Origin of the sequence: Kangsaoukella pontilimi (genome assembly GCF_009830125.1) — a bacterium.
GTDB lineage: Bacteria > Pseudomonadota > Alphaproteobacteria > Rhodobacterales > Rhodobacteraceae > Kangsaoukella > Kangsaoukella pontilimi.
In genome coordinates, this window is sequence record NZ_WUPT01000001.1 from 140,625 (window position 1) to 160,645 (window position 20,021).

Here is a 20,021-nt window from a genome sequence, read left to right on the forward strand (position 1 = left end):
AGGGGCGTCCACACTGCATGTCTTCTTGGTGAAAATACTCCGGGGAGCGCGAGGGGCAGCGCCCCTCGCCCCGGTCGACGCCTGAAGGGCGGCGAAACAGGGCCGGCGACCGGCTAGCCCTGGGGCATCGAAAGCTGAATTGTCCTGCCGCCCTTGCGGTATTGAAGCGCGCTGTCGCCGATGGCCGCAACCGTCCCGCCATCGATGCGGTCGCCAACCTTCACCTTGACATATCGCCCTGACGGCAGGCGGATCAGCGCACGACGATCCGATGGCAGGCCGTAAACCCCCACAAGGTTGATCCGGTTTAGGCGCATCGCTTCTTCCACTGTCGCCCGGCGTGCCACGTTGGCGTCGGACGGGATGGCGAGCCGGGGCGAGTTCCGCGCCGAGGTCGGGTCGTCTTCAGGTTCGAGATCGGTATCGGCCAGCGCCGCGCGGACCGCAGCCGACGTGTCGGGCGCATCAAGTGCGGCAACCTCTGCCGCGCGCGCCTGCTGTCGCGCCGCGGCCACGATCGTCTCCATGTCGCCCGGACGTCCGCGCGGCGCGAAAGCCGTCTCGACCGCCAAGGCCGAGGGCGTGGCGTTGCCGCGCTCGCTCACAGCGACCGATTGCGCCGATTCCGGCCGTCGACCGGGCCGGATCCGGGAGAGCTCCGCAACGGTCCGGCCGCCGAAACGCTGCCGTTCGATCTCCTGTCTCAGGTCGGTGGGCCGTGCGCCCGGGCGCCGCTCTGGCAGGGACTGCGCAAGTTCGGTCGGGCGCGGCAGTTCGCGTTCGGACGCTTCAGCCGGCTCGGTTGGCGACACCTCGGCCCCGGCGACGTCCGTATCGGTCGCGGACGCCTCGGGCGTTACCTGGTCTTCGGCATCTTCGGCCAGTAAGGCGGTCTCTGCCGTGCCGATCTCTTCCGGAACCTCCGCTGCGTCAGGTTCAGCGCGTTCGGCGAGCGCGACAGCCGTGTCTGCTTCATCCGCTTCCGCGGCTGGTTCGGCCTCGACGACGGTCTCCGCCGCGGGTTGGGCATCAGACGTGTCCGTCGCCTCAGCCAGAACCGGAGAACTGCGCGGCTCAGGCGGGATGCCCGCAGCGATCACGCTGTCCGGCGCAAGTTCCGTTGGCGTCGGCAGTGCCACGCTGCCCGGGAAGGTCCGGGGCGAGGAATGAGGCGTGGCGACGCGCGCCACCTCGGTGGTTTCGGGCGCGACGAGGTCAGCCGGGCCAGCAGCGACCACAACCGGGGGTGTCGGCAGGATTTCAAGCGGCCGAGGCGCGCCTGGCACATCCGATGGTGGTGTCACGAGGTCGGCAAGCGCGCCGGCCCGCTCAGGAGAGACCATGTCACCGGGCGTCGCCGGCACTTCGTCCGTCGCAACCGGTGCCGAAAGTTCCGCGGTCAGGTCTGGCACCACGGGCGCGACATCGTCGTGCAGCGCTGCGGTGTCTGTCTCGGGCAAGGGTGGCAACGCAGGCGCCGGGGACGGCTCGCTCAGTTCGGGGGACATCTGGCCTGTGTCGCGCTCGGCACCGGGGAGGATCGACCAGACGATGGCCCCGATCCCGAGGGTGAGGACTGCGGCGACCCCGTAGGCAAGCACTTTGACCCGTTGGGCAGATGACACGGGTGTCCGCCCGTATTTCTCACCACCCGCCGGCGCAAGGCTGGCCGCGACATCGCCGCCGCCTTCGCTCAGGGCCAGGTCCGTCCTGACGCGCGGCGCACCCGAGGGCCGGGGCAGGGCTGGACCGGGGTCGAGAGGTGCCGGGCGCTCGGCCACCACCTGCATCACCGGTTCGGCATCGTCGACACGGACAACCGGTGCATCGCTGTCTACCGAAACCGGAACAGCGGCTTCGCCGGATGTGTCGCCAGCCTCGGCGTCGTCTCCGACCGGACCGGCCGGCGTCTCTGCTTCTGCCACTGTGACTGTCGCAGCGGCAGCCGGCGCCGGTTCCCTCCGGCTTGCGAAAGCGGGTTCTGCCACCGGTTCTTCGGCGGGTGGTAACGCGTCCTTTCCCATCCCGAAATCAGGCTGGCGGGGAAAATCCTCGTCATCGGAAAGCGACGAAAACCTGTTGACGCTCAGTCCCCGCCCGGCGGCGAAAAGCTCGGCTTCTTCCAGCGTTTCGCGGGCCACTGCGGCGACGCGCGCCATGTTGTCCGGCCCGATGACCCAGTCGATTTCCAGTTCGCTCAGCGCATAGGGCGTGCGGCCTTCCATGGCCGCTTCGATCTCGCGGCTGGCGGTGTCGGCGTCGGTTACCTTGACGTCGGTATAGAGAATCTGGTCGCGCGGCAGGAAGATATCGACGCCGTGGCCGCCATCGACCTGATCGGCAAGGGTTTGCAGACGCTCCTCGATATCCGCGCCTTCGATCGGTTCGACGGCGATTTCACGCCAGTAACCGGCGTCCCGACGCATCAGCCGGACCGCGCTCATCGACAGATCGAAACCCCATCGCTGCGTCATGGCAAACCCATAACATGCGCGCCGTGGGGCGTCACGCGCACAAAGCGGCAAATTCGTGCCTTTGGCGGCTTCTCTCCGGTCTTGCTCCCCGGCGAACAAGCCGCCAGACTCGTTGGGTCATTAAAGGAGTTTCATGATGTTTTCCCGTTCCGTGCCGATTGCCCTTGCCATCCTTTGTTTGGGCGCCGCCCTGTCCGCGCCCGTCCATGCGGCCGACCGCCAGATCGCGGTGACCGGCGAGGGGAGGGTCGCCGTCGCGCCCGACATGGCCACCGTATCTTTCGGCGTCCGGCGCGAGGCGCGTGCGGCCGGTCAGGCTATGACGGCGGCGTCCGAAGCGGCGGCGGCCGTTCTTGCCACCCTTGCAGATGCGGGAATTGCGTCCTCCGACATACAGACCACGCGGATCGGTCTGGACCCGCGCTATCAGCACTCGAATGACGGCTCTCCGCCCCGGATCACCGGATACATCGCGTCCAACGACCTGAGCGTGCGCGTGCGGGATCTCGACGGTCTCGGCGCGGTGCTCGACCGGGTGGTGACCGACGGCGCGAACAGTTTCTCGGGCATCACTTTCGGCCTGTCCGACATGGCACCCCTTGAAGCCGAAGCGCGCGCCATGGCGGTCCGCGACGCCCGCGCGCGGGCCGAAACGCTGGCCGAGGCGGCGGGCGTGACGCTCGGGCCGGTTCAGACCATCACCGAGGCGGGCGGCTTCTCGGCGCCGCAGCCGATGATGCGGGGCGCGATGATGGAAGCCGCCATGGTTCCGGTGGCCGAAGGCGAAATCGACGTCTCCGTGCAGGTCAATGTGGTCTTCGCCATCGCCGAGTAGGGCGGAAAGGGCTGGCGCACGCCGTCAGAGGCGTTATCCATAAGCAAACAAAGACAAACCGGGGAGAGAACAATGACACTCAAAGCACTGGCGCTCGGCGCCGGGATCGCCGCATTGGCGACCGCTGCCGCCGCTGACGTGAAGGTCGGCATGATCACCACGCTGTCCGGCGGTGGCGCGGGTCTTGGCATCGATGTACGCGACGGCTTCATGCTGGCCGTCAAGCAGTCGGGCCGCGACGACATCGAAGTGCTCATCGAGGACGATCAGCGCAAGCCCGACGTGGCGGTGCAGCTGGCCGACAAGATGATCCAGGCCGAGGACGTGGACGTCCTGACCGGCATCATCTGGTCGAACCTGGCTATGGCCGTCGTCCCGTCGGCGGTGAACCAGGATGTCTTCTACCTCTCGCCCAACGCGGGGCCTTCTGCGCTGGCCGGGCAGGGCTGCCATCAGAACTATTTCAACGTGGCCTGGCAGAACGACAACCTGCACGAGGCGGCGGGGGCTTATGCCAACGATGCGGGACTGGCGAACAGCTTCATCCTCGCTCCGAACTATCCGGCGGGTCAGGACGCACTGACCGGCTACAAGCGCTTTTACGAGGGCGCGCTTGCGGGCGAGATCTACACACAGCTCGGTCAGACCGACTACGCAAGCGAGATCGCCCAGATCCGCGCGTCCGGCGCAGACAGCGTGTTCTTCTTCCTGCCGGGCGGCATGGGGATTTCGTTCCTCAAGCAATACGCCGACTCGGGCGTCGATCTTCCGGTGGTCGGACCTGCCTTCAGCTTCGATCAGGGTATCCTTCAGGCCGTCGGTGCGGCCGCGCTCGGCGTCAAGAACACCTCGCAGTGGTCCAAGGATCTCGACAACGCGGCCAACACGGCTTTCGTCGCATCATTCCAGGAGGAATACGGACGTCTGCCTTCGCTCTATGCAAGCCAGGGCTTCGACACGGCGAACCTGCTGATCTCGGCGATGGACAAGGCGGATGTTTCGGACATGGACGCGTTCCGCGCCGCGCTTCTGGAAGCCGACTTCGCCTCGACCCGTGGCGATTTTGCCTTCGGTCCGAACCACCACCCGGTGCAGGACATCTATGTCCGCGAGGTGATCCGGGAAGGCGATGTCTTCACGAACAAGATCATCGGCACCGCGCTGACGGATCACGCCGACGCCTACGCCGCCGATTGCAAGATGTAATCGGTTAGAGCGTCAGACGTTTGACCACACGATCCACGGGCGTGCCGTCCTTCAGCGGCACGCCCTTGATTACGGACCGGTCTTGAAAGCCCATCGCGGAATAAAAGCCCAGCCCCAGCACGTTGTCGGCGCGGATCTTGGCGTCGATGCCGCTGAGGCCGGCCTCACGTGCCCGCTCCAGCGTGGCCGCCATCATCGCGCGACCCGCGCCCGGACATTTCGGGTCAAGGCGCGCGAAGCTGGCGATGCCCGCAACATCGGTCTCGGGCGGGTCGAGCCGGACGAGGTACTGAAAGCCCGCCACCCCGCCCTCGGGATCGATCGCCACGACCGCCGAGATGAAATCGTCTCTGTCGAACACAGTCTTGCCAAGCGCTTCGGGCGTGAAAACAGACTCAAAGGCAGTCGTCCCGCCCGCTTCGATGATCGGGTTCAGGATGTCCGCCATTGCGGGCAGATCGGCGCGGGTGGCGTTGCGTGTGGTAACCATGGCGCGGACATGACCACCAGTTCGGGTGCGGCGCAACCATGAACGCCGTGCTTCTCATCGAACAGGTCCTGAACGGGCTGCAACTGGGCGTGATGCTGTTCCTCATGTCCGCCGGGCTGACGCTGATCTTTGGCGTGATGGGGCTGATCAACCTTGCCCACGGCTCGCTGTACATGATCGGCGCCTTCGCGGCGGCGGCGGTGGCGGGCGCGACGGGCTCTTTCGTCCTCGGGCTGGGCGCGGCGCTGGCGGCAGCGGCCGCGGCGGGCGCGCTGGTCGAAGTCACCGTCATCCGAAGGCTCTACGACCGCGACCATCTCGACCAGGTTCTGGCGACCTTTGCGCTGATCCTGATCTTCTCCGAGGGCACCCGCTGGCTCTTCGGGTCCTTTCCCCTGTTCCTCGACATCCCCGACGCCCTGCGCGGACCCGCCTCGCTGCCCCTTGGCATTGAATACCCGCGCTACCGGCTGACGATCATCCTGGCCGGGTTGGCGGTGGCCGCCGGACTGTTCCTCCTGATCGCCAAGACCCGCATCGGCATCCGCATCCGCGCGGGCGAGGCCGACCGCGAGATGATCGCGGCCCTCGGCGTGGATATCTCGAAGCTCTACACGCTCGTCTTCGCGCTTGGCGCGGCGCTGGCGGGACTGGCGGGCGCGCTGGTCGGCGCGATCCAGTCGGTGCAGGTTGGTATGGGCGAGCCGGTGCTGATCCTCGCCTTCGTCGTAATCGTGATCGGCGGCATCGGCTCGATCCGGGGGGCCTTCGTCGCCTCGATCCTCGTGGGGCTTACCGATACGCTTGGCCGTTTCCTGCTGCCCATCGCCTTCGGCACCTTCATGGACCCTAGCCAGGCGAACCTGATCGGCACCGCGCTGGCGTCCATGGCGATCTACATCCTGATGGCGGCGGTGCTGGTCTTTCGGCCTACGGGCCTGTTCGGAGCCGCCACGTGATCCGCGAGCCCATCCTGAACGCCGTCATCATGGCCGCGCTTCTGGCGGTCCCGCTCTGGGCGCTCTGGGCGGGCGAACCGTTCACCATCACGCTCGCCACCCGTGCGGCGATCCTCGCACTCGCCGCTGTCGGGCTGAACATCGCGCTTGGTCTCGGCGGGCTGGTCAGCCTCGGGCACGCGGCCTTCTTCGGGATCGGCGGCTACGCCATGGGCATCCTCGCCCACCACGCCCAGACCTACACACCGCTGATGGAGGCGCCGTTTCTGATCGAGGGCACCAAGTCCATGCCGGTGATCTGGCTGACCGCGATCGTCGCGGCGTCGCTGGCGGCGCTTCTGATCGGAGCACTCAGCCTCAGGACCACGGGCGTCTATTTCATCATGATCACGCTCGCCTTCGGGCAGATGCTTTATTACTTCGCGATTTCCTGGCCCACCTATGGCGGCGAGGACGGGCTGTCGATCTATGTCCGCAACGACTTTCCGGGTCTGAACACGCTCAGGCCGTTCCCCTTCTTCGCCATTTCCTATGTCGCTCTTGCGGTGGGCCTTTTCCTGTCCTGGCGCATCGCGAAATCGCCCTTCGGCCTGGCCTTGTCCGCCGCGCGTCAGAACGAGGCGCGGGTCCGCACCGTGGGGATGGACCCATACCGTCTGCGGCTGACCGCCTTTGTCATCTCGGGCGCGATCACGGGCCTGGCAGGGGCGCTGTTCGCGGATCTCAACCGTTTCGTGTCACCCACGATGTTCTCGTGGCAGATGTCGGGCGAGTTCATCGTCTTCATCATCCTCGGCGGGACGGCGCGGCTCTTCGGGCCGGTGGTGGGCGCCTGCCTTTTCGTGATCCTCGAGCACTGGCTGGGCGGGCTCTCGGATTATTGGCTGGTCTTTCTGGGCGCGATCCTGCTTCTGGTGGTGCTGTTCGCGCGGGGTGGCGTCATCGGCGCGCTCGCCGGACGGGAGGCGACCCATGACTGAGCCTGTTCTGACCATCGAAGGCGTATCGAAGCGGTTCGGCGCGGTCGAGGCGGCGCGCGGCGTCACGCTCGACCTGCGACCGGGCGAAATCCACGCACTGATCGGCCCGAATGGCGCGGGGAAGTCCACGCTGATCGGCCTGACCGCCGGGACCATCGCGCCCGACGCGGGGCGGGTCGCACTGGCCGGGCGCGACGTGACCGCGCTCGATGCCGTGGGCCGGGCGCGGTCGGGGTTGGGGCGCACCTTTCAGATCTCGTCCCTGGCGATGGAGCACAGCGTCCTTCAGAATGCTGTTCTCGGTGCGCTCGGGCGGTCGGGGCGCGTCATGCGCCTGTTCGGAAACGTGATGCGTGACAGGGACCTGACCGAGCGCGCCGCGGCTGCGCTCGAACGGGTCGGGCTGGCGGATCAGGCGCGCCGCAGGGTGGCCGATCTCAGCCATGGCCAGCGCCGTCAGCTTGAGGTGGCGGTCGCGCTGACGCTGGAGCCGAAGGCGTTTCTGATGGACGAGCCGATGGCGGGTCTCGGCGCAGAGGGCACCGCCAGCCTGACGGCCTTTCTCGACACCCTCAGGGGCGAGGCGCCGATCCTTCTGGTCGAGCACGACATGGACGCGGTTTTCGCGCTGGCCGACCGGATCAGCGTGCTGGTCTACGGACAGGTCATCGCCACCGGCACGGCGGACGATATCCGCCGCGATCCTGCCGTGCGCGAGGCCTACCTGGGTGAGGACGCGGCATGACGCTCTTGTCCGTCGAGCGGATCGAGGCTGCCTATGGTCCGGCGCAGGCCCTCTTCGGTGTCACGCTCGATGTTGCGCCGGGCGAGGTGCTGGCGCTTCTCGGCCGGAACGGCATGGGAAAGTCCACGACGATCAAGGTGATCTGCCGGCTTCTGACGGCGAGCACGGGCAAGGTGTCGCTAGACGGTCAGGACATGGCGGGCTGGCCGTCGCACCGCGCCGCACGCGCCGGGATCGGGCTGGTGCCCGAGGGGCGGCGCGTGTTCCCGCCGCTGACGGTCGAGGAGAATCTGACCGCCGCCGCGCGGCCCGGCGATTGGACGCTGGCGACGGTGTCGGACCTCTTCCCCAGGCTAGGTGAGCGGTTGGGGCAGCGCGCGGCTTCTTTGTCGGGCGGAGAACAACAGATGCTGGCCATCGGCCGCGCGCTGATGACGAACCCGCGTCTTCTTATTCTCGACGAAGCGACCGAGGGGCTTGCCCCCGTTGTGCGTCAGGAAATCTGGGCGGCGATCCGGCGGCTCAAAGCCGAGACGGGGCTGGCGATTCTGGTCGTGGACAAGTCGTTGAAGGAACTGGCGACCGTGGCCGACCGGGCCGTCATCATCGAAGGCGGACGAAGCCGCTGGGCAGGGGATTTCGCGGAGCTCACACCGACGCTCACCGAACGCTACCTCGGCGTGTAGCGGACAGGCCGGATTTTGCCGCTTTCGAGGTATTCCGGCGTGACGGACGCTTCTAGCATGGGGCCGGATAGGGGAGGACAGCCATGCCACTTCAGATGAACCGGGAGGTCTTCATCACCTGCGCCGTCACCGGCTCGGGCGCGACACAGGACCGAAGCCCGCATGTGCCGAGAAGCCCCTCCGAGATCGCCGACAGCGCCATCGCCGCCGCCAAGGCGGGCGCGGCCATTGTCCATTGCCATGTGCGCGACCCCGAGACTGGCGCGCCATCGCGGGACCGGGCGCTTTTCCGCGAGGTGACCGAGCGCATCCGGGACGCAGGAACCGACGTGGTGCTGAACCTGACCGCCGGGATGGGTGGCGACATGGTCTTCGGCCCGCCCGACGCGCCTTTGCCGCTCGACGCCAAGGGAACCGATATGGCGGGCGCGGAAGAGCGGGTGGCCCATGTGGCAGAATGCCGGCCCGAGATCTGTACGCTCGATTGCGGCACGATGAACTTTGCCGAGGCCGATTACGTCATGACCAACACTCCCGGCATCCTGCGCGCCATGGGGCGGATGATGACCGGGCTGGGCGTGAAGCCGGAAATCGAGGCGTTCGACACCGGGCATCTCTGGCTCGCGAAATCGCTGGTGGACGAAGGCGTGTTGGACGCCCCCGCATTGGTGCAGCTTTGCATGGGCGTGCCCTGGGGCGCGCCGGACGATTTGAACACCTTCCTTGCCATGGTGAGTGCGGTACCCCCGGACTGGACGTTCTCGGCATTTTCCCTTGGACGGAACCAGATGGCCTATGTGGCCGCCGCCGTGCTGGCGGGCGGTCATGTGCGGGTGGGGCTGGAAGACAACCTCTGGCTAGGCAAGGGGCGGCTTGCCCGGAATGAAGAGCTTGTCGCTCGGGCGCGCGGCATCATCGAAGGCATGGGGGCGACGGTGATCGGTCCCGCCGAGGTGCGGACGCGCCTTGGCCTGACCAAGCGGGCGCCGGTCTGATGGCGCGGAAGGCCGCGATCGTGGGCGGCGGCGTGATCGGTGGCGGCTGGGCGGCGCGGTTTCTGCTCATGGGCTGGGACGTGGCGCTGTTCGACCCGTCGGAGGCGGCGCGCGCGCGGGTGGCGCGCGTGCTGGAGCAGGCGCGCTACGCTCTGCCGATGCTCTACGAGGGGCCATTGCCGCCGGAAGGTAGGCTGAGGGTTTCGGAAACGCTGGAGCAGGCGGTTGCGGAAGCGGATTACATTCAGGAAAGCGTGTCCGAGGTGCTGGACCTGAAACACCGTGTCCTCTCCGATATCCTGGCCGCCAACCCCGACGCGCCGGCTGGTTCGTCGACTTCGGGGTTCACCCCCTCGGACCTGCGCGCGGGTCTGGGTGAGGGGGCAGGACGCGTTCTGGTCGCACACCCCTTCAACCCGGTCTATCTGCTGCCTCTGGTCGAGATCGTGGGGCGGGACGGGGCCGTACCCGGCGCGCTTGAGGCAGTTGAGAGCGCCCTTTCGGGCATCGGAATGGTTCCGCTGGTCATCCCGCGCGAGATCGACGCCCATGTGGCGGACCGTCTGCTGGAAGCGGTGTGGCGCGAGGCGCTCTGGCTTGTCCGCGACGACATCGCGACGACCGCGCAGATCGACGATGCCATCCGTCTGGGGTTCGGCCTCAGATGGGCGCAGATGGGACTGTTCGAGACCTACCGGATCGCGGGGGGCGATGGCGGCATGGCGCATTTCCTCGCCCAGTTCGGCCCGGCGCTCGCCTGGCCCTGGACGAAGCTGGTGGACGTGCCGGAACTCACGGATGCGCTCGTCGCCAAGATCGCCGCGCAGTCCGACGCGCAGTCGGATGCACGCAGCATCGCCGAGCTGGAGGCCGAGCGGGACGGCAACCTTGTCGCGATTCTGCGGGCACTCCGCGCGCGGGGCGCAGCCGCCGGCCGGGCGATTGCCGCGCATGAGGAACGGCTGTCGCTTGCACCGGGCGGAGGAGCCTTCACAACCGTCGAGCGGACGATCCCGCTCGACTGGACCGACTACAACGGGCACATGAATGAAAGCCGCTACGGACAGGTCTTCTCGGATGCCTCAGACCGGGTTCTGGACGCGTTCGGGGCCGGGCCGGACTATGTTTCGGCGGGGTTCAGCTATTTCACCGTGGAAAGCACGATCCGTTATCTGGCGGAAACGCTTGCAGGCGAGAGGATCAGGGCCGAGACTCGGATTACCCTAGCGGACGGCAAGAAGCTGGGGCTGAGCCATGTGATGAGCCGAGTTTCCGATGGTGCGCGCCTGGCCGAAGCAGATCAGCTTCTTGTCCACGTGAGCCTTGAGACGCGCCGAAGCTGCCCGCCGCGGGAGGACATCGCGGCGCGCCTTACCGAGCTTGCCGCCGCCCACGCAAGCGACAAGGTTTGATCCGGCGGAGCGCGCCCCGTTCCGGGCCGCGCACGCGATGTTTGGCAACGGGGTCTCTGCCCCCCGGTCCTTGCGGACCGTCCCCCGGAGTATTTCACCAAGAAGAAGGGCCTGTCCGCGACATGAGCCGTCGCAAACATGAGGGCCGACCGCCGGGACGGCGGCGAGACTTGGTCTTGCCAAGGGAGGGATCGGCATGACCGAGGCATTAACGCAGAAGCGCCGCTCCGGCGGACGCGCGGGCAACAGGGAAAGGCGCGGAGGCGCCGTCTTTCGCCAGATGCCCTGGCGGCTGCCGAAGAACACCGACCGGCCGGTCGAGCCATTGGATGGGGAAGGTGTCGCAGCGATCCATAACGGCGCGATGCGCATTCTCGAAGAGATCGGGATTGCCTTTCTGAACGAGGAGGCGCTCGCGCTTTTCCGGCAGGCGGGCTGCCGGGTTGACGGGCAAGTCGTGCGGATGGACCGCGACTGGGTTATGGAGATGGTATCCCGCGCACCGGCCAGTTTTACTCTGACGCCCCGCAACCCCGACCGCCGTCTGGTCATCGGAGAGGGGCATATCCTTTTCGGCAATGTGTCTTCTCCGCCCAGCTATTTCGATCTCGAACTCGGGCGGAAGGTCTCGGGCACGCGCGCCCAGTGCGCCGACCTGTTGCGCCTGACGCAGCATTTCAACTGCATCCATTTCGCCGGAGGCTATCCGGTCGAGCCCGTCGAGATTCATCCCTCGGTCCGGCATCTGGACGTGCTCTTCGACAAGCTGACGCTGACCGACAAGGTGATGCACGCCTATTCGCTCGGCCGTGAGCGGGTCGAGGACGTGATGGAGATGGTCCGGATCGCCGGGGGCCTGACCGAAGAGGAGTTTCAGGCGACGCCGCGGATGTACACCAACATCAACTCGACCTCGCCGCTCAAGCATGACCATCCCATGATCGACGGCTGCCTGCGGTGCGTCCGGCGCGGTCAGGCGGTTATCGTCACGCCCTTTACACTTGCGGGTGCCATGGCGCCGGTGACGATGGCGGGCGCGGTGACGCTGTCCATCGCCGAAGCCTTGTCCGCGATCGCCCTTTTCCAGTTTGTCCGCCCCGGTGCCCCGTCGGTCATCGGAACCTTCACGTCGAACGTGGACATGAAGTCGGGTGCGCCGGCCTTTGGCACACCGGAATATATCCGCGCGACCCAGATGACCGGGCAGATGGCCCGGTTCTACGGCCTGCCGCTCAGGGCGTCCGGTGTCTGTGCCGCGAATGTGCCGGACGGGCAGGCCATGTGGGAGACATCCAACAGTCTCTGGTCCGCGATGCAGTCTGGCACGAACATCGTGTACCACGCAGCCGGGTGGCTGGAAGGCGGGTTGGTGGCGAGCCCGGAGAAATTCGTGATGGATTGCGAAGTGATCCAGATGCTGCAGCGCTACCTGGAGCCGGACATCACCGCGACCACGCCGGACGATATCGCATTCGAGGCGATCCGCGAGGTCGGCCACGACGGACACTATTTCGGTATACAGCATACTCAGGATCGCTATGAGACGGCATTTTACCAGCCCTTCGTGAGCGATTGGCGCAATTTCGAAGCCTGGGCTGCCGATGGCGAGGTCTGGACAGCGGAACGCGCGCATCGGCTTTTCAAGGAGATCATCGCCCATTTCGAACCGCCGCCCATGGAGGCAGCGATCCGGGAGGAGCTCGAGGCATTCGTCGCACGGCGGAAAGCCGAGGGCGGTGCGCCCACGGATTTCTGAGCGCCTGTTGGGAGCTTGTTAATCGAAAGGCCTTAATCCGGCGCTGAAACAGCGAGGATTCGATGTACCGGCTTTTGAACAGGGCGATTCAACGGTTTGTCTGCGACGTGAACGGACCGGAGGTCTGGGCGGAGGTTACCGCCACGGCGGCCCTGGGATTCGACACGTTCGAGCCTATGGTGACCTATGATCCGACGGTGACCGAAACGGTGATCACGGCGGCGGCCTTTGAATGCGGAAAGCCGCGTGATGCTCTGCTGGAGGATCTGGGGAACTACCTTGTGACATGGCCAGACAGCGGCGTCTTTCGTCGGCTTCTGCGGTTCGGCGGACCCGATTTCCATACGTTCCTGCTGTCTCTGGAAGACCTTCCCGACCGGGCGAGGCTGGTTCTTCCAAGCCGGGAGTTCCCAAGTGTGGAAGTGCATGATTTCGGACTGTCGAATGTGGTCATCTACATCAACAGCCCGCTCGCCGGAACGGCGCATGTCGCGCTTGGAGTGCTCCGGGGCATGGCGGACGACTACGGTGTGCTGGCGACGATAGAACATCGCGGCCTGTATCGTGGAAGCGAGCGGCTGACGGTGAATATCCACGACGCCGGCTTCGCCACCGGACGGGATTTCCGCCTCGTAAATGCGGGGAACGGATGACGAGTGAAGCCGCACGCGAGCGCGTGCCGATCGCCTCCGATGCGCTTGCGGTGCTGATGCCGCTGTACCTTCGGCTCGATGCCGACGGGATCATTCTGGCTGTCGGGCCCACACTCGCCAAGATCGACGACAACCTTGTGGGACAGGATTTTTTAGACCGTTTCGACGTGATCAGGCCTCGTGGAATTGTTCGAGTGCAGGAACTGCGCGCCGCGCTTGCGCGGGCCGTCCATATCCGCGTTCGCTCTCCGCGCGGGCCGAATGTCGGTCTGCGCTGCGTCGCGATGCCGGTAGGAGACGACGAGTCAGGGCTTTTGGTAAATTGCTCTTTCGGCATGCAGGTCGCAGACGCGGTTGTCGCCTACGACCTGACGCATCATGACTTCGCGCCAACGGACCTGGCCGTCGAGATGCTGTACCTCGTCGAGGGGCGCAAGGCGGCCGAGAAAGAGGCGCGTCAGCTGATCGCAAGACTGGAGCAAAGCCGGATCGAGGCTGAGAAGCGCTCGCTGACCGATGAACTCACCGGTCTGGCCAATCGGCGTGCCTTTGATCGCGAGGTCATCAAGCTGGTGGATTCCGGGCAGCCCTTCGCGGTTCTGGCTATTGACCTAGACCATTTCAAAGCGGTCAACGACCAATATGGCCACACTGTCGGCGACGCGGTCCTGCGGGTGGCCGCCCAACGGCTACGGACGTGCCTTCGGGAGTCGGATTTCGTGGCGCGCATCGGCGGCGACGAGTTTCTCGCAATTCTGCGCGATGTCGGCGATGCCTCGCTTCCGGTCACCGTGGGAGAGCGGTTGGTCGAGCGGCTGAAAGAGCCGATCATGGTCGAAGGCGTGACGTGCCATATCGCCGCCAGCGTCGGCATCGCGAATGAGGCCGGCCTTACGCAGGAAGCCGCGCAGACGCTGATGGCCCGCGCAGACGAAGCTCTCTACCGCTCGAAGCGTTCGGGCCGTGGGCTCGTGACGGTGTCGGCGGACTGACGGGCGCAGGGCCGCAACCGGACAACGACCGCGCCCGCCGGCTCAGACCCTTGTTTCGTCTTCGATCCGGTGTTCCGCATCGAACAGAAGCTGATCGCGCCCGGCCTCGTCCAGGGCGGCCGCGATCTGCAGGATGCTTTCGATCCGAGGGTCCGATCGCCACGCCATGAACTCAGCGACCGTTTCCGGATCGAAGCGCGTCACGATCTGTTCCGCGAACTCCAGAACCAGCGACAGCTCCGGCGTGGACAGCGTGGCAACCCTTTCGACCATTCGGGCGCGAAGCTCGTCGGGCGTTCCGCAATCGATGGCGCGTAGGTGGTGTCTTGTCATTCGTATCCTTTCAGGAACGCGCTTCGGTCATCCCGGAGCGTCTTGCGTGAAGTCCGGCAAGGACCAAGCCGGTGAGGATCAAGGCAACTGGGAACTGAAGCTCGCTAAGGGGCCGGCTCGCGATCAGGACGGCGACGAGGGTGATGCCAAGTGCCGCAAGAACGCGATGTTTCGCGGCGCTCGACAGGGTCATCAGAGAAATCGCCGCCGCTGCGTAAAGCAGAAGGAAATTCTGCCCCGCAGCCTCGAGCAGTTCGGCAAGGCTGAAGATCCCTTCCCGAGAAAGTTCGGTCACGACCAAGAGCACCGCGACCGTGGTCCCGACCGACCTGAGCGGCACGCCTTTTGTAACCCGCGTCAGCGCCACAGGCAGGTAACCGTCCCGCGCGACCGAATAGACCATGCGAGACACCGCCCAGATCGCAGCGGAAAGGTTCGCGAAGATCAGTGCCACGGCGACTGCGCCCACAGCGGTCTCTCCGACCGGCCCGAACCTTTCGGAGAAGATCGCCGCAAAGGGCGCCGGACCGTAAGCCACCGGACCTGCCTTAAGGACGAGAAAGGCCAGCGCCAGATAGAGCCCGACCGCCGCAACGAAGGAAAGGGCGATCGCCCGCGGGAATGTGCGCTCCGGGTCGCGGAACTCGCCCGCGAGGTTCGCAGCGACTTCCCAGCCGGTGAAGGCGAAGAAGATCATCATGAACGTGGCGCCGAAGGTCATCGGGCTGATGGTCGTGATCGAGGGCAGCGGCGTCTCGGCAACGCTCGTCCCGCTTGTGGCGATCCCTATTGTCGCGAGGACCACCATCACCAGAAGGAGAAGCGAAGCGATCGCCGAGTTCGCGCGTCCGGCGATCTCGGCCGAAAGCAGGTTCACGGCGGCCGCGGCAAGGATCAGAAGCCCCGCAAGCAAGTGTGGGTCGCCCCCTATCACCGCCGAAGCATAGTAGCCGCCGGTGATCGCGATCGAAGGTAGCCCGACGCTGACCGCGCCAAGAAAAAGCAGAATGGTCGGCGCATAGGCATAGGGGCCGAAGGCGTCACGGACCCATGCAGGAAGACCGCCAGAGCTTGGCATCTTGCGGCCGAGAATGCCGAAAACGGCCAGAAGCGGGATCGCGACCAACGCGCAGGCCCCCCAGACGACGGGCGCCGCGTTGCCTGACATCTGCGCGGCGAGGCCGGGCAGCGTCAGCAGCCCGGCCCCAAGGACGATGTTCAGCATCATGAAAGTGCCGCGCCCGAGGCCGATGGTACGGGTTAGTTCAGACATGATGGGTCAGATTCGCGTTGTGGAAGGCAATGAAATAGGTGGCGCCGTCTTCGAGCGCGACAGAGCCGTGGCGCACCCCGGCGGGAAGCGAGATAACGCTGCCGGGTGTGCAGATTCGCTCGCCGCCGTCCCAGTAGAAGCGCACCGCACCGTCAAGGATCACCAGCGTCTCGTCGGTGTCATGATGGTGCCAGGCATGTTCCTTGTGCGGAACATCGCGCTGCACTTCGATGCAGCCCTGATCGGGCAGAAGGCGCTCGATCAGCGGGCGCAGGTCGGTGACGTCGGTTTCCATCGCGAAGATGCGGACATCTGTGAGCGGGGCGTGAATGGTGCTGTGCTGGTTCATGCGACCTTTCCTTCTTCGGTGTCGTCGGTATCGGTTGTGGGGGCGCCCAGCCGGTGGAACGGGCAGGTGGGCGCTGCGTTGCTGTCGTCGATGAAGTACTGCCGGAACTCGCGGTTTTTCGGCTCACCATAGGCGCCGAGATACGGGGCGGTCGGAATGGCGTCGAAATCCGCCAGCCGCTCGCGCACGGTTGCGAGCGCGCGTCTTGCTGCGGGTGTGTCGCTGTCCGTGATGCCGTCGAAGACCCAGCGTGGCTGGAACGTCACCATAAAGGACGACGAACGGCGGCTCTGGCGGAGTACATGCGCCGGCGAGTTGCAGACGACGAAGATCGGCTCTCCGGCGTAGCAGAACTCCCAGCTTGGATCGTCCAGTTCCCGTGCAATGCCTTCGGGGCGCGGCGTGGTATCCTGTCGTTCGAGATCGTCGAGAAGATGCCAGAACCGCTGACGATAGCTTTCGATATGCTGAACGGGTCCCGGCCGGGCAAAAAGTACGAGCGATGTCATCCGTCCGAGATCGCGTGCGCCGGCGAGGTATTCGGTCAGGAGGGCGCCAATGCTTTCTGCGTCGAAAGGATCGGGAAACGCGTAGCGTATCTGATCGGCTTTGTGACCGGTCACGCCGAACACGCAGGGAAAGGGCCGCGCCGTGCTGGTGAGCGTCGCTTCGAATTCCGAGAAAATGACCCGCTGCCAGGAGGAGGATGCGAAGGTTTCGGGTATTTCCGTTTTGGAAAGAAGTGCTGCCATTTTCAGAGATCCTTTACATTTCGTTGAAGGATCACCCTGATTTGACGAGGTCGCACCTTTCAAATCGAAAAAAATTCTTCGTTTTGTCGAAAAACGCGTTAAAGTTGAGGTTAAAGTGAGGATGTACGCATGAAGTTGAGTCCGACGGATAAAATGATTCTCCAACTGCTCAAGGAGAATGGCCGCCGCTCCGTGACCGAGATAGCAGGAATCGTCGGTCTTTCGCGACCGACCGTACGGCATCACGTTGACAAACTGATCCGCGAAAACGTCATCCGACGCTTCACGATCGAGATCGACCACCAGGACGATGCACGTCCGTCCGGCGTCCGCGCGATGTTCGAGGTGCGTCTCAGGCGGAACGTCTGCGGCAAGGTCTTCGCCTCGATCTCGCATTGGAGCGAGCTCGTTTCGTGCTGGTCGACGGCCGGGTCGACCGACATGCGCATTCTCCTCGAAGCGGCGGATCAGAGCATCATCGAGGACCTGCGCGACCGGCTGGCGCGGCATCCCGAGGTGGCCTCGCTGACCACGACGATGATTCTGAAGACCTGGTGCGAACGTATCTCTGGCATCTGCGAGACAGCACCCGAGGGTTATGTGATCACCCGAGAGGGGCAACTCGTTTCATGAATTGTGCTGCGCACGAAGCATCCGGCTTCGACCGGGAGCTTGGCGGTCTCTTGCGGGTCTACCGTCTGGGCGCCGGTTTCCGGCTGGACGACCTGGCCGAGTTGCTGGGGATCAGTGAGGCGCAACTGACCGATATCGAAGAAGGCCGCACGGGCATCACCGCGCGGTTTCTCAGTGAATTCGCCCATCTCACCGGAATTCCGCCCTGCAAAATCTGGGAACAGCTCGATAATCGCCTGGCCTTTGTCGACACCGAGGAGTTCGATTGCGAAAGCGTGTGCCGCGATCTTCTTGCCTCCAATCGGGGGCGACAGGTGATCCGCGCCATGGCGACCTGCCAGCACCCCGAGGTGCTGGACGCGGTGTTCCGGCTTCTGATCGCCAATGCCGCCCACATCGTTCCGAATGAACGCGAGCTGATGCGGCTCCGGGGCTAGGTGTCGCGCCGCGCAAGCCGCACCGCCGTCTGTCCCTGATAAAGGCGCTTGGACGGCATCACGAGCATCATGTTGTCCTCTGGCGTAGTGACAGGCGTCTCGCCGTCATGGCCGAGAAGCGTGCCCGCCCTTTCGATCACCTCGCCGCCGGTGAACGGTTCGGCAAAGGTGAAGCCTTCGGGTGACGTGATCGTCACCGCCTGGGTCACCGTGTAGAACATCTGTTCCTCCTCGGGCGGGAAGGGCTCGGCGAATTCCGGCGCCATCACGCCGGTCGCACTCAGGAACCGTGCCGATGTCGCCTTGGCCAGCGGGGCGGCAGCCGCTTCCCAATGCTGTCCGCATTCCACCAGAATCGCCGTCTTCGAGCCGCCTTCCTCGTCGAAGCCCGCATAGTCGCGCATCCGGCGCCCGGCGGCGTGGCCGAAATCGCCGATGATGCGCTTGGGCAGGCCGACCTTGGCCGAAAGCTCCTTGGCGCGCTGGTGGCGGCCGGTGATCATCACGGGGGGCGCAAGGTGCTGCATGCTGTGGAGGTCGAGCAGATAGTCGATGTCTTCGAGCGCAGGGCGCACCTGGCGCGCGCGGCGCAATTCGACGCTGTCGCGGTCGCCTTCCAGAACGTCGATGTTCCAGACCCGGTTCATGTCCTCGTCCAGCCATCGCGTCGCATTGGGATCGGCCGGATCGAAGGCCTCGTAGGCTTCGATATTCATGAAGGCGAGCGTCAGCGTCCCCATTTCGGGGCGCACGTCGGACGACATCAGCCAGTCCAGCGCAATCGCGCCGCAGGGTTCGTTGCCGTGAACGATGGCCGAGATCATCACGTTCGGCCCCGCCTTGCCGCTTTCGAACCGCCAGACATAGGGGATACCGGTGTTGCCGGGTGCATATGCCGAGATATCGGGGGGCGTCAGTTCGACGGGGTAGCTGTTCGGGATGTCGAGTTGCGGCATGGGCGTGATCCTTGTTCGGGTCAGACCGGTTCCGAGAACCGGTCGTTCGGGGTGAAGAGTTTGACGAAACGCATGAATTGCCGCGCGGCCTCGGAGACGGGCCGGTTGGCGGGAAGGACGAAGCTGGTCTGGTAGTGAATAGGTGCGTTGAAGGGACGGACCGAAACACCGGGAAAGTCGCTCGTCAGAAGCGGGAAGGGGTTGATGAGCGTGACGCCCAGCCCCTCGCGGACAAGTTCCAGCGCGGCCATGTTCGTAGCGGTCTCGGCGATGGTCTTGGGTGTAATGCCGGCGCGTGCGAATAGCTTTTCGGTATTTGCGCGAGTCCCGAGGCGGCGGAGAAACTCGACCATTTCGACCCCGTCGAGGTCCTGCGGCTCGATCATGGTTTTCGCCTCGAACGGGTGGCCCACGGGCATCGCGCAGACGATCTGCGACCGTCGCCACGGCAGAAGCCTGACGCCCGTGCGCTCGATCATGCCGCTCGTGATTCCGAGATCGTAGCGCAGGTCCACAATGCCAGCGACAAGCACGTCGGTGGACTGAATCTCAAGCTGCACGCGGCGGTTCGGGTGCTGTTTCAGGAACCGCGCTACGCGGGAGATGATGAAGTGATGCGCCAGCGTGGGTGGCACGATCAGCCTGAGCGGCTCGTCCTCGGGCGCGGCCCAGTCTGCGCCTTCGATCTCGGCCAGCGTCTCGAAGATCGGGTCCAGCCTCTCGTTTAGGCGAAGCGCCTCTGCGGTGGGCTCGATTCGCCCCGAGGAGCGCACGAAAAGGGCGCGTCCCACCCGCGCCTCAAGCTGCGCCAGGGATCGGCTGACGGCGGATTGCGAGATTCCCAGCCGCCGCGCCGAGCCGATGGTCGTCCCCGTCGTGACGAGAGCGCGGAGCGCCTCGAATTCGCGCAGTCTGTGGCGGTGTTCGGTCATGAATTGAGCCTCGTTCGGATCAACGCGGTTTACCATCCGCTGGTGTTGGATTGGCCTATGCAAAGTTGCATATAATTTGGCATTGGCAATGAAAATTACGCTAGCTAGCATCTGTCCATTGAGACGGTGGTGTCGCGCGCCTGTGCGAACAAATCTGCCGCCATCACAGGGAG

Annotated in this window: 21 protein-coding genes; 13 read left to right on the forward strand and 8 right to left on the reverse strand. The window is 65.2% G+C overall.

All coding sequences use genetic code 11. The features are described from left to right. Positions 1–113: 113 nt before the first annotated feature. Positions 114–2,474, reverse strand: a complete 2,361-nt coding sequence (locus GQ651_RS00785) for a hypothetical protein (protein ID WP_160762313.1) — start codon at positions 2,472–2,474, stop codon at positions 114–116. A gap of 136 nt (positions 2,475–2,610) precedes the next feature. On the opposite strand from GQ651_RS00785, the gene GQ651_RS00790 reads away from it, so the two are divergent. Then, positions 2,611–3,309: an SIMPL domain-containing protein gene (locus tag GQ651_RS00790; protein WP_160762314.1), complete on the forward strand. Its 699-nt coding sequence runs from the start codon at positions 2,611–2,613 to the stop codon at positions 3,307–3,309. A gap of 72 nt (positions 3,310–3,381) precedes the next feature. Beyond that, entirely contained in the window at positions 3,382–4,515 is a 1,134-nt protein-coding gene (locus GQ651_RS00795; RefSeq protein WP_160762315.1) for an ABC transporter substrate-binding protein, read from the forward strand. A 4-nt stretch (positions 4,516–4,519) separates the two neighbouring features. On the opposite strand, the gene GQ651_RS00800 is transcribed toward GQ651_RS00795, so the two are convergent. Continuing rightward, entirely contained in the window at positions 4,520–5,005 is a 486-nt protein-coding gene (locus tag GQ651_RS00800; protein WP_160762316.1) for a GNAT family N-acetyltransferase, read from the reverse strand. A gap of 38 nt (positions 5,006–5,043) precedes the next feature. Between GQ651_RS00800 and GQ651_RS00805 the strand changes: the two genes are divergently transcribed. The 9 genes from GQ651_RS00805 (at position 5,044) to GQ651_RS00845 (ending at position 14,183) form a co-directional block, all read left to right on the forward strand. Further along, complete coding sequence (locus GQ651_RS00805) at positions 5,044–5,964, forward strand: branched-chain amino acid ABC transporter permease (protein ID WP_160762317.1); 921 nt, start codon at positions 5,044–5,046, stop codon at positions 5,962–5,964. Then, complete coding sequence (locus GQ651_RS00810; RefSeq protein WP_160762318.1) at positions 5,961–6,944, forward strand: branched-chain amino acid ABC transporter permease; 984 nt, start codon at positions 5,961–5,963, stop codon at positions 6,942–6,944. Before GQ651_RS00805 ends, GQ651_RS00810 begins: the two co-directional genes overlap by 4 nt. Beyond that, positions 6,937–7,689: an ABC transporter ATP-binding protein gene (locus GQ651_RS00815; RefSeq protein ID WP_160762319.1), complete on the forward strand. Its 753-nt coding sequence runs from the start codon at positions 6,937–6,939 to the stop codon at positions 7,687–7,689. The genes GQ651_RS00810 and GQ651_RS00815 overlap by 8 nt, the downstream gene beginning before the upstream one ends. After that, entirely contained in the window at positions 7,686–8,375 is a 690-nt protein-coding gene (locus tag GQ651_RS00820; RefSeq protein WP_160762320.1) for an ABC transporter ATP-binding protein, read from the forward strand. Before GQ651_RS00815 ends, GQ651_RS00820 begins: the two co-directional genes overlap by 4 nt. An 83-nt stretch (positions 8,376–8,458) precedes the next feature. After that, positions 8,459–9,370 carry a BKACE family enzyme gene (locus GQ651_RS00825; protein ID WP_160762321.1) on the forward strand — a complete coding sequence of 304 codons (912 nt, stop codon included), beginning with the start codon at positions 8,459–8,461 and terminating at the stop codon, positions 9,368–9,370. Beyond that, on the forward strand, positions 9,370–10,782 hold the full coding sequence (locus tag GQ651_RS00830) for a carnitine 3-dehydrogenase (protein ID WP_160762322.1): 1,413 nt from the start codon (positions 9,370–9,372) through the stop codon (positions 10,780–10,782). Before GQ651_RS00825 ends, GQ651_RS00830 begins: the two co-directional genes overlap by 1 nt. Before the next feature lie 196 nt (positions 10,783–10,978). Next, positions 10,979–12,538 carry a trimethylamine methyltransferase family protein gene (locus tag GQ651_RS00835; RefSeq protein ID WP_160762323.1) on the forward strand — a complete coding sequence of 520 codons (1,560 nt, stop codon included), beginning with the start codon at positions 10,979–10,981 and terminating at the stop codon, positions 12,536–12,538. A 62-nt stretch (positions 12,539–12,600) separates the two neighbouring features. Then, a complete protein-coding gene (locus GQ651_RS00840; protein WP_160762324.1) occupies positions 12,601–13,191 on the forward strand; it encodes a heme NO-binding domain-containing protein in 591 nt (196 codons plus the stop codon). After that, positions 13,188–14,183, forward strand: coding sequence for a GGDEF domain-containing protein (locus GQ651_RS00845; protein WP_160762325.1), 996 nt, complete (start codon positions 13,188–13,190; stop codon positions 14,181–14,183). The genes GQ651_RS00840 and GQ651_RS00845 overlap by 4 nt, the downstream gene beginning before the upstream one ends. Positions 14,184–14,225: 42 nt before the next feature. On the opposite strand, the gene GQ651_RS00850 is transcribed toward GQ651_RS00845, so the two are convergent. Genes GQ651_RS00850 through GQ651_RS00865 form a run of 4 tightly spaced genes read right to left on the reverse strand, consistent with a single transcriptional unit; the run spans position 14,226 to position 16,890 of the window. After that, positions 14,226–14,516 (reverse strand): hypothetical protein, encoded by a 291-nt coding sequence (locus GQ651_RS00850; RefSeq protein ID WP_160762326.1) that lies wholly within the window; start codon positions 14,514–14,516, stop codon positions 14,226–14,228. A 10-nt stretch (positions 14,517–14,526) separates the two neighbouring features. Then, positions 14,527–15,789, reverse strand: a complete 1,263-nt coding sequence (locus GQ651_RS00855) for an APC family permease (RefSeq protein WP_160762327.1) — start codon at positions 15,787–15,789, stop codon at positions 14,527–14,529. Beyond that, positions 15,782–16,138, reverse strand: a complete 357-nt coding sequence (locus tag GQ651_RS00860; protein ID WP_227257919.1) for a cupin domain-containing protein — start codon at positions 16,136–16,138, stop codon at positions 15,782–15,784. The genes GQ651_RS00855 and GQ651_RS00860 overlap by 8 nt, the downstream gene beginning before the upstream one ends. Beyond that, positions 16,135–16,890: a YqcI/YcgG family protein gene (locus GQ651_RS00865; protein WP_160762328.1), complete on the reverse strand. Its 756-nt coding sequence runs from the start codon at positions 16,888–16,890 to the stop codon at positions 16,135–16,137. Before GQ651_RS00865 ends, GQ651_RS00860 begins: the two co-directional genes overlap by 4 nt. 129 nt (positions 16,891–17,019) lie before the next feature. Here GQ651_RS00865 and GQ651_RS00870 point away from each other — a divergent pair, with 129 nt between their 5' ends. Together GQ651_RS00870 and GQ651_RS00875 are read left to right on the forward strand one after the other, a co-directional pair. Next, positions 17,020–17,523 carry an Lrp/AsnC family transcriptional regulator gene (locus GQ651_RS00870; protein WP_227257920.1) on the forward strand — a complete coding sequence of 168 codons (504 nt, stop codon included), beginning with the start codon at positions 17,020–17,022 and terminating at the stop codon, positions 17,521–17,523. Continuing rightward, on the forward strand, positions 17,520–17,960 hold the full coding sequence (locus GQ651_RS00875) for a helix-turn-helix domain-containing protein (protein WP_160762330.1): 441 nt from the start codon (positions 17,520–17,522) through the stop codon (positions 17,958–17,960). The genes GQ651_RS00870 and GQ651_RS00875 overlap by 4 nt, the downstream gene beginning before the upstream one ends. Here the strand turns inward: GQ651_RS00875 and GQ651_RS00880 are convergent. Together GQ651_RS00880 and GQ651_RS00885 are read right to left on the reverse strand one after the other, a co-directional pair. Then, entirely contained in the window at positions 17,957–18,916 is a 960-nt protein-coding gene (locus GQ651_RS00880; protein WP_160762331.1) for a M14 family metallopeptidase, read from the reverse strand. The two genes, GQ651_RS00875 and GQ651_RS00880, sit on opposite strands and share 4 nt — an antisense overlap. A 20-nt stretch (positions 18,917–18,936) precedes the next feature. Further along, positions 18,937–19,848, reverse strand: a complete 912-nt coding sequence (locus GQ651_RS00885) for a LysR family transcriptional regulator (RefSeq protein ID WP_160762332.1) — start codon at positions 19,846–19,848, stop codon at positions 18,937–18,939. Positions 19,849–20,021 lie beyond the last annotated feature (173 nt).